This is a genomic window from Streptomyces pseudogriseolus (assembly GCA_002154585.1).
In the GTDB taxonomy this organism is placed as follows: Bacteria; Actinomycetota; Actinomycetes; order Streptomycetales; family Streptomycetaceae; genus Streptomyces; species Streptomyces pseudogriseolus.
In genome coordinates this window covers 1-10324 of sequence record MUNG01000325.1, presented here as the reverse complement: position 1 = coordinate 10324, position 10324 = coordinate 1, and the positions used below count along the sequence as shown (strand labels likewise).

The window sequence follows — 10324 nt, the reverse complement described above, 5'->3', positions numbered from 1 at the left end:
CGCCACTGCTTGAGGCGGTTGATGCACTGCTCGACGGTGTTGCGCTGCTTGTAGGCCTCCCGGTCGAAGGGCGGCGGTCTGCCACGGCCTGTCCGCGCCGCATTCGGTCGGCCTGCTGGTCGGCCCGTTCCGGGATCACCCCGCGGATGCCGCGTTTACGCAGGTGGCTGCGGATCGCGCGGGAGGAGTACGCCTTGTCGGCCAGGACCACGTCCGGCGTGGTCCCGGGCCTCCCACGGCGGCGGGGGACGCGCAGGCGGGCCATCACCTTGGTGAAGGCAGGCGCGTCGCCGGCCTGTCCGGCGGTGAGGTCGAAGGCCAGCGGCCGGCAGCGGTGGTCGGCCGCGAGGTGGATTTGGTGGTCAGTCCGCCGCGGGAGCGGCCGATGGCATGGTCGTACCGGTTCGCCGGCCGGGCCCCGGGCTCCGGCGGCGTGCTGGTGGGCGCGCACGATGGCGGAGTCCACCGACTCAGCGTCGTCCAGGTGCTACGCCTCAGTCCCTGTCCTCGGCGTCGCTCGTCGCTTCCCCTTGGCCCTGCGCCGAGCGGGACATGCCGTGTCCCTACTGTGTGGCCTGGGCCGAGTCCTCATGCTCCGGCTTTACGGCGGCGAGGTGCGGCCGAGCGGGACGGCATGGAGCGCATGTGGTCGCGCACCGGAGCCAGCAGGCCGGCGAGAGCTTTGACGTCGTTGCGCGAAAGCGGCTCGAACAGGAGGCGGCTGACCACCTCGACGTGACCCGGCAGCACCTTCGCAAGCAGCGCACGCCCGGCATCGGTGAGGGTGACGGTGATGCTCCGCTCGTCGTCCGGCGAGGGAGCGCGGACGACCAGGCCCTCCTTCTGGAGCAGATCCACCTGGTAGGTCAGGCCGCTGCGGCTGTAGACGACGCCGTCGGCCAGGTCGGTCATGCGGTGGCTGCCCGTCGGCGAGTCCCCGAGGCGGGCCAGCAGCTGGAACTGCACATAACTGAGGTCACCGGTCTCGCGCAGCTGCCGCTCGACGGCGTGCCGGAGCAGGCTGGTCACCTCGATGAGGTCGAAGTAGGCGCCGAGCTGCACGGGATCGAGCGACGGCGGTGAATCAGACATGCTCGAAGTCTACTGCTTCGAATTCGAAGAATGCGGCGGGGTGCGGTTCCAGCCACAAGAGGAAGAACTGGAACTGAACTCCTGCGCGAGTTCGGGTGCCACCCCCGGCAGGTGGATCGGACGGGGCGCGAGGGCTTCCCAGCCCCGATGGCGCGACCTCGTGAGCGCACGGTGTGGGCAGCGTTGAGCCCGACTGAGCACCGCAGAACATGGAGAGCGGGCAGTGCCGCGGCACCGGGTTACGAGCAGAAGGACGGCGCCGCCGCCCACGCATCCCGAGGACCCGCCATGAACATCCCCTGCCTCGGGCAACGTCGTCGTCCTCGGCCCTCCCCGGTGACGGCACGAGAGCCCGGCCGCAGCGCAGAAGCCAAGAACGCGATGCCGGGATGAGCACCGCCGCGTGGACTCCGGTGTCCTTCGTCGTGGTGAGCGCCGGTGTCGGATGTCCGCGTCCGGCTCGCCGGCTCGCGGACTGGATCACGGAGGCGGTGTGCCGGTCACTGGCGGCCGGGGATGCGCGCGCCGAGGTGGAGGTGCTGGAGCTGCATCGGCTGGCAGCCGACCTCGCCCAGCACTCCATCCAGGGCCGCGTCAGCCTCGACCTGCGGGAGGCGATCGCGGCGGTCGTGGCGGCCGACGGGCTGGTGGTGGCGACCCCGGTGCGCGCCGCATCCCCGAGCAAGGTGTTCGACTCGTTCCTCGCCATACTCGGGGACAAAGTCCTCTCCGGCATGTCGGTGCCGCTGGCGCTCAACAGCGGATCCGGCTGGCAGCCACCCGACATCACACAGGTGATGCGCAGGCGCCTGACCGCCGTGCACGCCGAGCCCGTGCCCACGGTCGTCGTCGCAGGCCCCGTCGAATGGCAGGCCACGGCGCTCAGCGGTGCGGCTGCGCGCCTGCATCGACCGAGCCGCCGTCGAACTCGCCGCGGCGATGCGCTCGCACCAGCAGTAACCCAGCACTTGCTTCGAATTCGAAGTAGATGTACCGTCGTCAACAGTTGCTTCGAATTCGAAGCAACATCGATCGCAGTGAAGGTGAGAACCGGAAATGAAGGCAGTGCGTTTCCACGAGTACGGCGACCCGAGCGTCCTGCGCTATGAGGACGTGGAGCAGCCCGTTCCCGGGGCCGGCGAGGTCCGGGTGCGCGTCGCCGCGACGTCGTTCAACCCCGTCGACGGCAACATCCGCGGGGGCTTCATGCAGGGCCCCATCCCGGTGACGCTGCCCCACACGCCCGGCATCGACGTCGCCGGAACGGTCGACGCGCTGGGCGAGGGCGTCGACGGCATCGCGGTCGGCGACGACGTCGTCGGCTTCCTGCCGATGAACGGCAACGGCGCCGCCGCGCAGTACGTTCTGGCGCCGGCCGACGTCCTGATCCCGGCCCCCAAGAGCGTCCCCCTGGCCGACGCCGCCGCGCTGCCGCTGGTGGGCCTGACCGCGTATCAGGCGCTCTTCGACCACGGCAAGCTGACGGCCGGGCAGCGCGTATTGATCAACGGAGCCGGCGGTGCGGTCGGCGGCTACGCCGTGCAGCTGGCCAAGAACGCCGGCGCCCACGTCATCGCCACAGCGGGCCCGCGCAGCAGCGAGGCGGTCACATCGGCCGGCGCCGACGAGGTCATCGACCACACCGCCACCGACGTGACCGCAGTGGTGACCGAACCGGTCGACCTCGCACTCAACCTCGCGCCGGTCGCTCCGGACGAACTGGCCTCGCTGGTCACCCTGGTCCGTCCCGGCGGGGTCGTCGTGAACACCACGGTGTGGATGCCCGCCCCCAGCGACGAGGAGCGCGACGTGCGCGGCATCGACCTGTTCGTCCGCAGCGACGCCGACCAACTGGCCCAACTGGTGGCGCTGATCGACCGCGGCGAACTGCGCGTCGACGTCGCCGAGCGGGTACCGCTGGCCGAACTCCCCGCGCTCCACGCCCGGGCCTCCGAAGGCGCGGTGCACGGCAAGGTCATCGTGGTCCCGTCCGCCGACTGACGCCGATCCTCCACCGATAGGGAAAGACCATGGCACTCAGTCTGGATCCCGAAATCGCTCATGCGCTGGCCCCGATGGCCGGCGCGATGGCGGACGCCACATCACCGGCCGTAGGCGACATCGCGGCGCGGCGCGCCATGTGGGAGCCAATCATCGGCGCCGCGGGAACGGCCCAGCCGATCCCGGACGACGTCAAGACCAGCGAGCACCACACGACCGCCGACGACGGCGCGCGGATCACCATGCGCTGGTACACCAAGGACGGCGCGGCGCCGGGCCCGGCCGTGCTGTTCTTCCACGGCGGCGGATACATCTTCGGCCACATCGACCTGTTCGACGGCCCGGTCTCCCGCTACGTCTCCGCCAGCGGGGTGCCGATGCTGTCGGTCGAGTACCGGCGCGCCCCCGAGCATCCCTTCCCGGCCCCGCTCGAGGACGCCTACAGCGCACTGCGCTGGCTGCACGCACACGCCGCAGAACTCGGCGTCGACCGCGACCGGATCGGTGTGATGGGGGACAGCGCCGGCGGCGGTATGGCCGCGGGACTGACGATCCTCGCCCGCGAGCGCGGCGGCCCGAAGATCGCCCGTCAGATCCTCATCATGCCGATGCTCGACGACCGCACCACCACCCCCGATTCCCACATCGCGCCTTACCTGCTGTGGTCCTACGACGACAGCCTCACCGCCTGGCCCGCCCTGCTCGGCGAGGCCGCCGGCGGGCCAGGCGTCCCGGCCACGGCGGCCCCGGCCCGGCTCGAGGACGCCACCGGCCTGCCGCCGGCCTACATCGAGGTCGGCCAGCTCGACGTCTTCCGCGACGAAGACGCCGCCTACGCCACCAAACTCAGCCGCGCTGGCGTGCCGGTCGAATTCCACCTGCACCCCGGTGCCCCACACGAGTTCGACTCCATCGCCTTCACCTCCGACGTCGCCCGCCGCGCCATCACCGACCGCATCCGCGTCCTCAAATCCATCTGAGCCGCCACCGAGCGCGCTCACCCCATGCCGCAGGAGGGGTATGCAGGCGCTCCATACAGGTGGCCCGCACCCCGTTGCCCGCCGCGACGGAGTCTCTCGGACACCGGCACGAACACACTGAAGCACCGCGCGGCCGGGCCGGAATCCCGCTTCGCGCCGCATGTGCATTGACGGTCGGGAGACTGCCGGACTCCATGAGAGCTGCCCGGCACCTGATCCTCACCTGACTGACCTCTGAAGGAGACGATTCCGATGATCCCCGACGACGACCTGTCCCGCTCGCTGACCGTGGCGGACCCCGACGATCCCGGCACGACGTACATCTCTTTGGTGGGCAACACGTACGCCATGCTGGTCACCGGCGAGCAGACCGACGGCCGGTACTGCCTGATCGACATGCGTGTGCCCGACGGCGGCGGCCCGCCCCCGCACCGGCACGACTTCGAGGAGATGTTCACGATCCTCGAGGGCGAGATCGAGTTCACCTTCCGCGGCGAGAAGCACACCGTACGGGCCGGGTCCACGGTCAACATCCCGGCCAACGCCCCGCACAACTTCCGCAACGCCTCTGGTGCGCCGGCCCGCATGCTGTGCATGTGCACCCCGGCAGGCCAGGACGAGTACTTCACGCGCATCGGCGATGTCGTCGCCGGCAAGGACGCGCCGCCGCCCCAGCTGTCGCAGGACGAGCTCGCGGAGCGCCGCCGCCGCGCGGCCGAGTTGGCCTCGGCCTACCGGAGCGAGTTCCTGTGAGTGGCAGAGCCACCAGGCCCGGCACCGGTCGACAGGGTGAGCTCATCGACAAACGACTCCCGTTCTCGCGAACAGAGCCAGCCTTGGCCGCGCAGGCCGCCGTCGAGGCGATTTCCACGAGAAGACCCAGATCGACTCGGGGGCGCTCAGCGAGGACACCACCTTGGTCATGTTGACCATCGGCGGTAACGACGCGCGTTTCGACAACAAGATCAAGACGTGCGTCATGGAGGGGTGCCCCTCCGAGGCCTCGATGAAGGCAGACATCGACAACGCCGTAGCCGAGACCCGCACTGTGCTGGAACAAATCCATGCACTCGCGCCGAACGCGACGATCTCGCTGATGGGCTACCCCTTGCTCTTCAGCCGCACTCAGGCCTGCTCGACCTTGGTCAGTGCCTCCCAGCGTGTCATCCTGAACGACATGGCCGAGTACTTCGAGAGCAAGCAGCGCGAGCTCGCGCTCTCGATGAGTGCCTCCAATGTCCGTTACCGATCCCCGCAGGCGGCGTTCGAGGGCAAGCGGATCTGTGATTCACCTGAAGGCATCAACAGGGTCGTGGCAGGGCCGAATGGTGACGGCGAATTCCACCACGGCGACAAGAACACGCAGCTCTGCTGGTGGTTTACCGGGGACACCTGCCTGAGCTGTGAGAGCTACCACCCGAACCAGACCGGCACGAGCGCCTACGCACAGGCGTTCATGACAGCCAGCCCTCTGTCAGCTGCCACTCGACAGGGCCGGTGAACAGGCACATGTCCAACAACGGCACCGTGGCGCAGCAGAGCCGTGTCACGGTGCCGTCCCCTGGGTGCCTCGCCGCCATCATGGTGCCCATCGTCGCGGTCCTGATCGCGGCTTCGGTTCTCATGGTCATGCACCATCGCCAGGAACGCGCGAACGAGCGAAACAAGGCAGAAGCCTTGGAGCGGACAGCAGACTTGGCCCATTCTTACGCGCGCGACATGGTGGTAGCCCTGGTAGCCCCAAACGGCATTCCCGGCCAAGAATTCGTTCGGGGGATCGCCGAGAGGCACGACGGCAGGCTTCTCTCTTACGCGCGGTCGGAGGACTCGCTGACCACCACCGTCCGCTTCTTCGGAGAGTATGAGGACACGAACATGTTCGGCGTGTCACACTCCCGGGCCTACCACTGCTACTCCATCGTGCTGCGGAATGGGGCCGAGGGCGCACCACAAGCAAAGACGTCTCCGCTGGAAGAGTGCAACGTCATCTGACCAAGCACTGCGCAGCAGCCCAGATCGCCCACGGTTGCAGGCGCTCCACGACGTCCCTTAGCGGTGTCGACGTCGCGGCCGACGGCGGCGGCGACGAGAGCAGCAGGTTCTGCGAGGCGCCGGTGTAGTTCTTCTCGACGGCCACGTAGAGGCTGTTGGCCTGGGACTTCATGGCGAAGGTGCTCTTCTCCCCGATCCACTCGAAGGTGAAGCCTTCCCAGGAGCCGCCGTAGACGTCGGAACGGGCGCGCAGAGCACCGGTGTTCGGGGCGGCCTAACACCCGGATCCGGGACACGGGACAGACCCGAGGTCGGCGCCGGCGAGGACGACGAACGGGTCGCAGCCGACGAATGCGAGGGCTTGCCTCTTCAGTCCCGGGGGCAGCGCTGCGGTGCAAACGCCGGCGGACTCATGTCCGGCAAATAATGACGAGCGAAGAGCGTGGCGACCAGATCTCGTCGGCTGCGGACGCCCGTCTTGTCGAACACCGACTTCAGGTGGTCCTGGACCGTGTGCGGTGACACACCTGCACTGCGGCTGATGTCGGCTGTGGACCGCCCCCGCAACACCAGCGTCATGACGTCCCTCTCGCGAGGAGTCAGTCCGTACGCCGCGACGATCAGTGCGAGGTGCTCAGCGGGACCGGCTCGTTCGACGGCGATGGCGGTGCGGGCCGGGGCCGCCGTGGGTTCCTCCAGGCGCCAGGCGTGCAACCGTACCCGGCCGTGCCGGCGGCTGTGCATCCACGAGGTGTGGGAGGCCGCGGCCCCTGCGGCCTGCACCGCCGCTGCCACCGCGTACACGGCGGGAGGCAGTCCGCGATCCCCGGGCGGCACGCCGTCGGCGTGCGCCAGGTCGTCGAACCACATGGCCACGGTGGGTGTCGCATGCACCACCTGATGGTCGGCGTCCAGCAACACCAGTCCCGGCGCCGTCTGGGAGGCGTGCGCTTCGGCCAGCCGCGTCAGGTGCAGCCGACGCAGTGCGTTCCCCAACGGCTGGACCAGCGACGCCGCCGCAGCCAGCTCTGCGGAGCCGAACGGAGGCGCGTCGTCCGCGCGTCCCATGACCAGGGCGCCCCATGCTCCGTGACGGTCCCGCAGCAGCACACGCAGCTCGTCGCGGAAGCCGAGGGGCCGCATGATGTCGCGGTACCGGGGACTGAGGGTGAGGTTCCCGCTCGTCTCCCGGCTGAGCAGGCCCACCGGCGTCGGCCTGGCCGCCAGATCGGACAGGTCGTTGGCGTCCCCCTCGCGGTACTCGATGTCGAGCATGCGCGGCATCATGGCGGGCGGCAGGCCGTCTCGGTAGTCACCGCCGGTGTTCATCAACGTCTGCGGATCCACGGTCAAGCAGGCGCAGACGTCGAAGCGCAGCGCAGGCCGTACGACCCGTTTCACCGCCTCGAAGAACTCCTCGACGCTCCGCGCGGACTGCGCCGCCCGCGCCGCCGCGTCCCCGGTCTCGCCGACCCGTCTTGCTCCCCCATGGCGCCTCATGGTCCGAGGCTAAGCGTGCACAACGGGTCCCGAGCCCGGTTTGCGCAGGTAGCTGTGCCTCCGCTTACCGTGCCCGGGAACCGTCGATGTCGGGGGCGCGCGATCGACGCCTCGGTACGGGTCAGCGGTTGTTGTGCAGGACGAGGTTGAGCTTCGCCCAGTCCTTGCCGCCGTTCTCCCCGTTGCGGAGCGTGATCTCGCTGACCGTCGAGGTCTGTCCCGCGGGGACGTAGCGGTTGAAGTTGTACTCGGCGTCGAGGTCGGTGTTGGTGTCGTTCGTGCCCTCGTAGAACCGCAGGGTCACATAGATCATGACTCCGCCGCCGGCGTCCGTCTCCGCGGACACATGCTTCTCCACACGGATTTCGCCCCCGCACGTGGTCTCCCACCACACCGACGGCGTGCGGACCTCGTTCACCCAGCCCTCGGAGGCGACGTTGCCGTTGCAGTACGTACCGGCGGCGAAGATGCCTTCGTCGTCGCGGATCGTGTAGGTGCCGGTCAGAGCGACGTTCCGCCACACGGAGGCCGTGACCGCGTCACCCGCCGCAGACGGGGCCGCACCGGCAGCCGGAGCCCCCGCCACCGTCAGACCGGCGACTGCGGCCGCGGCCAGCATCCCCATGGTCCTTCTTCGCATGGACATCTCTTCCCCCTCGTTGTCGTCACCGAACGCGCCGAAGGCGGCTCACCACCCTCGACCGGGTAAAGAGTGCCGCGGCCGGTCGGCGTATCCCATCCCAGACATCTGGGGGGTCGCACCACCGGTGGGCTGTCGCCTTCGGGCTCACCGTCGGCACCCCCGTGCCCGGCCTGCCGTACTTCTCCGGCAGCTGCACCCCACTGAGCCCCGGTCTGGGACTTCCAGGCGAGGGGGTCGATCACCGGGCGGATCCCGCGCTGCCGCAGGAGCCGGCGGTACTTGGCGTGGTCATAGTCGCGGTCCGCGAAGAGCATGTCGGGCCGCCTCCGTGGCTGGCCCACGACTCCCGCCACTGCAGGGATCTTGTCCAACAGCGGCATCAGTCGGGTGACAGCGTTGTGGTTCCCGCCGGTCAGCGACACCGCGAGCGGGATGCCCCGGCCGTCGGTGATGACGTGGTGCCTGCTGCCCGGCCGTGCGTGGTCGACCGGGCTGGGTCCGCTTTTAGGCTTCTGCGTGCGGCCTGGGCGTGGAAGGAATCGACCATCGCACGAGACCAGTCCAGCTGGTTCTTCGACGGCAGCTTGCTCAGCAGCAGCTGGTGCAGCTTCTCCCAGACACCGGCCTCGTTCCAGGCCGCCAGACGCCGCCAGCGACGGGACCATCCCCGCGGGTGCGGGAGCAGGTCCGGTGCTGATCTTGGGATCATCCACGGTGAACCCGGGCAGAGCACGCGCCAGCACCGCCGGCTCCACCCCGCACAGCTCGGCGAGCACACCCCGCCCCGCTTCGTTGATCACGGCCTCCGCATCGGCCCGCCCCACCAAAGCCGCAGCCTGACCACGTCGGCGAACCTGGCTGGGCACAGCACTAAGACCGTGTCCTATGTGGTGAGGCGGACGAGCCGCTTGTAGCAGCACAGGGTGGCGACGAGGCCGAGAAAGGCCAGGTAGTTGCGGGGATCGCGTTCGTAGCGGGGGCTGAGCCGGCGGTAGCCGGACAGCCAGGACATCGTCCGCTCGATGACCCAGCGGCGGCGCCCTAATCGTTCGCTGGACTCGATGCCCTTGCGGGCGATGCGCACGCCGATCCGCTTGCCGCGGAGCCATCTGCGCAGGTCGACCCGGTCGTAGGCTTTGTCCGCATGCAGGCGCTGGGGCTTGAAGTACCGTCCGCGGTAGGGGTCGTGTCTCGTTTGGTGACCCTCCACCATCGGCTTCAGCCCTTCGCTGTCGGGGGTGTTGCCCGGCCGAGACGCCAACGAGGAGGGGCAGGCCGTTCGTGTCCGACAGGATGTGCATCTTGGAACCCGGCTTGCCCCGGTCCACGGGGCTCGGACCTGTGTGTTCGCCCCCTTTTTCGCCCTCACGTGGGCGGTGTCGAGGACGACGCGGGTGACGTCGAGGAGGCCGGCGTCGTCGAGCCGATGCAGCACGGCCTCGTGCAGCCGGCCCCAGACACCGGCTCGCGACCAGATGAGGAACCGCCGATGGGCGGTCGACTTCGAGACGCCGAAGCAGGGCGGCAACGCACGCCAGGCGCAGCCGGACACCAGGACGTAGATGATCGCGGCGAACAGCGTCTCATCAGGCGTGTCCTGTGTTCCGCCGCCCTGCGGCCGCACCTTCGACGGCGGGATCAGCGGCTTCGCGATCTCCCACAACCCGTCCGGAACAATCCAACTCCACGTACCCCGCCCCATGAACGAAATAGCGACGCCTCACCACGTAGGACACGGTCTAATACTTCAGCAACGGATCGTGTCCTGAGCTGCGTTTTCGGTAGTGGCAGCGGCGGGCGACGGCTTGGTGGTGTCTTCTCCAGGCCGACCAGTTCAGTGCATGGGTGACGGGGTCGCGGTCGGCTCGTGGGTGGGGCAGGAGAGCGTCCGCCGATATAGCGGCGGACCTCGTACTGGTCGAGGACGCATTCGTTCTTCGCGGCCTGGAAGCACTCCTCGATCGCCCAGCGGGAGCCGGCCACCTGGGCCAGCTCGGCGATCTCGACACCCACGGGTGCGTAGGCGAGGTAGTAGGCAAGTTCGCCGGGGTCGGAGATGCTGCGGCGGGCCATCACCCAGCGGTGGTGGGTGGGCGGGGCGGGGTCGAAGATGAGG

The 10324-nt window shown here is 69.1% G+C and carries 13 protein-coding genes and 1 pseudogene; 6 read left to right on the top strand and 8 right to left on the bottom strand.

Going from position 1 to position 10324, the window contains the following annotated elements; all coding sequences use genetic code 11:
* Both CCN29_RS25840 and CCN29_RS25835 read right to left on the bottom strand, forming a co-directional pair.
* Nucleotides 1-466, bottom strand: a 466-nt coding sequence (locus tag CCN29_RS25840; RefSeq protein WP_442538494.1) for a transposase, incomplete at its 3' end; no start/stop codon positions are given.
* 122 nt (nt 467-588) lie between these two features.
* Nucleotides 589-1092, bottom strand: a complete 504-nt coding sequence (locus CCN29_RS25835; protein WP_086684826.1) for a MarR family winged helix-turn-helix transcriptional regulator — start codon at nt 1090-1092, stop codon at nt 589-591.
* Between the two features lie 389 nt (nt 1093-1481).
* Between CCN29_RS25835 and CCN29_RS25830 the strand changes: the two genes are divergently transcribed.
* The 6 genes from CCN29_RS25830 to CCN29_RS25805 all read left to right on the top strand — a co-directional run bounded on the left by CCN29_RS25830 (nt 1482) and on the right by CCN29_RS25805 (nt 6065).
* Nucleotides 1482-2201 carry an NAD(P)H-dependent oxidoreductase gene (locus CCN29_RS25830; RefSeq protein ID WP_442538493.1) on the top strand — a complete coding sequence of 240 codons (720 nt, stop codon included), beginning with the start codon at nt 1482-1484 and terminating at the stop codon, nt 2199-2201.
* Nucleotides 2149-3093 carry an NADP-dependent oxidoreductase gene (locus CCN29_RS25825; protein ID WP_086684820.1) on the top strand — a complete coding sequence of 315 codons (945 nt, stop codon included), beginning with the start codon at nt 2149-2151 and terminating at the stop codon, nt 3091-3093. Before CCN29_RS25830 ends, CCN29_RS25825 begins: the two co-directional genes overlap by 53 nt.
* 29 nt (nt 3094-3122) lie before the next feature.
* Nucleotides 3123-4073 carry an alpha/beta hydrolase gene (locus CCN29_RS25820; RefSeq protein ID WP_086684816.1) on the top strand — a complete coding sequence of 317 codons (951 nt, stop codon included), beginning with the start codon at nt 3123-3125 and terminating at the stop codon, nt 4071-4073.
* A 252-nt stretch (nt 4074-4325) separates the two neighbouring features.
* Nucleotides 4326-4826, top strand: a complete 501-nt coding sequence (locus CCN29_RS25815; RefSeq protein ID WP_086684813.1) for a cupin domain-containing protein — start codon at nt 4326-4328, stop codon at nt 4824-4826.
* Between the two features lie 169 nt (nt 4827-4995).
* Nucleotides 4996-5574 (top strand): SGNH/GDSL hydrolase family protein, encoded by a 579-nt coding sequence (locus tag CCN29_RS25810; protein ID WP_086684810.1) that lies wholly within the window; start codon nt 4996-4998, stop codon nt 5572-5574.
* Between the two features lie 8 nt (nt 5575-5582).
* Nucleotides 5583-6065, top strand: coding sequence for a hypothetical protein (locus CCN29_RS25805; protein WP_143661380.1), 483 nt, complete (start codon nt 5583-5585; stop codon nt 6063-6065).
* On the opposite strand, the gene CCN29_RS25800 is transcribed toward CCN29_RS25805, so the two are convergent.
* The 6 genes and pseudogenes from CCN29_RS25800 to CCN29_RS25775 form a co-directional block, all read right to left on the bottom strand.
* Nucleotides 6058-6237 (bottom strand): hypothetical protein, encoded by a 180-nt coding sequence (locus tag CCN29_RS25800; RefSeq protein WP_086684804.1) that lies wholly within the window; start codon nt 6235-6237, stop codon nt 6058-6060. The two genes, CCN29_RS25805 and CCN29_RS25800, sit on opposite strands and share 8 nt — an antisense overlap.
* Before the next feature lie 197 nt (nt 6238-6434).
* The gene (locus CCN29_RS25795; protein WP_086684801.1) at nt 6435-7565 is read right to left on the bottom strand and encodes a helix-turn-helix transcriptional regulator; all 1131 of its coding nucleotides are present in this window, start codon (nt 7563-7565) and stop codon (nt 6435-6437) included.
* A 121-nt stretch (nt 7566-7686) separates the two neighbouring features.
* Entirely contained in the window at nt 7687-8205 is a 519-nt protein-coding gene (locus CCN29_RS25790; protein WP_193460418.1) for a hypothetical protein, read from the bottom strand.
* Nucleotides 8154-8873 carry a transposase gene (locus CCN29_RS25785; RefSeq protein WP_442538495.1) on the bottom strand — a complete coding sequence of 240 codons (720 nt, stop codon included), beginning with the start codon at nt 8871-8873 and terminating at the stop codon, nt 8154-8156. The genes CCN29_RS25790 and CCN29_RS25785 overlap by 52 nt, the downstream gene beginning before the upstream one ends.
* A 218-nt stretch (nt 8874-9091) precedes the next feature.
* On the bottom strand, nt 9092-9910 hold the full coding sequence (locus CCN29_RS25780) for an IS5 family transposase (RefSeq protein ID WP_086684793.1): 819 nt from the start codon (nt 9908-9910) through the stop codon (nt 9092-9094).
* Between the two features lie 188 nt (nt 9911-10098).
* Nucleotides 10099-10324: pseudogene (locus CCN29_RS25775) on the bottom strand (IS701 family transposase); the annotation flags it as partial.

What these genes read in the sequence shown, in the direction of transcription:
- CCN29_RS25820 (WP_086684816.1), top strand. Translation starts at nt 3,123, where the DNA reads ATGGCACTCAGTCTGGATCCCGAAATCGCTCATGCGCTGGCCCCGATG.
- CCN29_RS25815 (WP_086684813.1), top strand. Translation starts at nt 4,326, where the DNA reads ATGATCCCCGACGACGACCTGTCCCGCTCGCTGACCGTGGCGGACCCC.
- CCN29_RS25810 (WP_086684810.1), top strand. Translation starts at nt 4,996, where the DNA reads ATGTTGACCATCGGCGGTAACGACGCGCGTTTCGACAACAAGATCAAG.
- CCN29_RS25830 (WP_442538493.1), top strand. Translation starts at nt 1,482, where the DNA reads ATGAGCACCGCCGCGTGGACTCCGGTGTCCTTCGTCGTGGTGAGCGCC.
- CCN29_RS25785 (WP_442538495.1), bottom strand. Translation starts at nt 8,873, where the DNA reads ATGGTCCCGTCGCTGGCGGCGTCTGGCGGCCTGGAACGAGGCCGGTGT.
- CCN29_RS25805 (WP_143661380.1), top strand. Translation starts at nt 5,583, where the DNA reads ATGTCCAACAACGGCACCGTGGCGCAGCAGAGCCGTGTCACGGTGCCG.
- CCN29_RS25825 (WP_086684820.1), top strand. Translation starts at nt 2,149, where the DNA reads ATGAAGGCAGTGCGTTTCCACGAGTACGGCGACCCGAGCGTCCTGCGC.
- CCN29_RS25795 (WP_086684801.1), bottom strand. Translation starts at nt 7,565, where the DNA reads ATGAGGCGCCATGGGGGAGCAAGACGGGTCGGCGAGACCGGGGACGCG.
- CCN29_RS25780 (WP_086684793.1), bottom strand. Translation starts at nt 9,910, where the DNA reads ATGGGGCGGGGTACGTGGAGTTGGATTGTTCCGGACGGGTTGTGGGAG.
- CCN29_RS25790 (WP_193460418.1), bottom strand. Translation starts at nt 8,205, where the DNA reads ATGCGAAGAAGGACCATGGGGATGCTGGCCGCGGCCGCAGTCGCCGGT.
- CCN29_RS25800 (WP_086684804.1), bottom strand. Translation starts at nt 6,237, where the DNA reads ATGAAGTCCCAGGCCAACAGCCTCTACGTGGCCGTCGAGAAGAACTAC.
- CCN29_RS25835 (WP_086684826.1), bottom strand. Translation starts at nt 1,092, where the DNA reads ATGTCTGATTCACCGCCGTCGCTCGATCCCGTGCAGCTCGGCGCCTAC.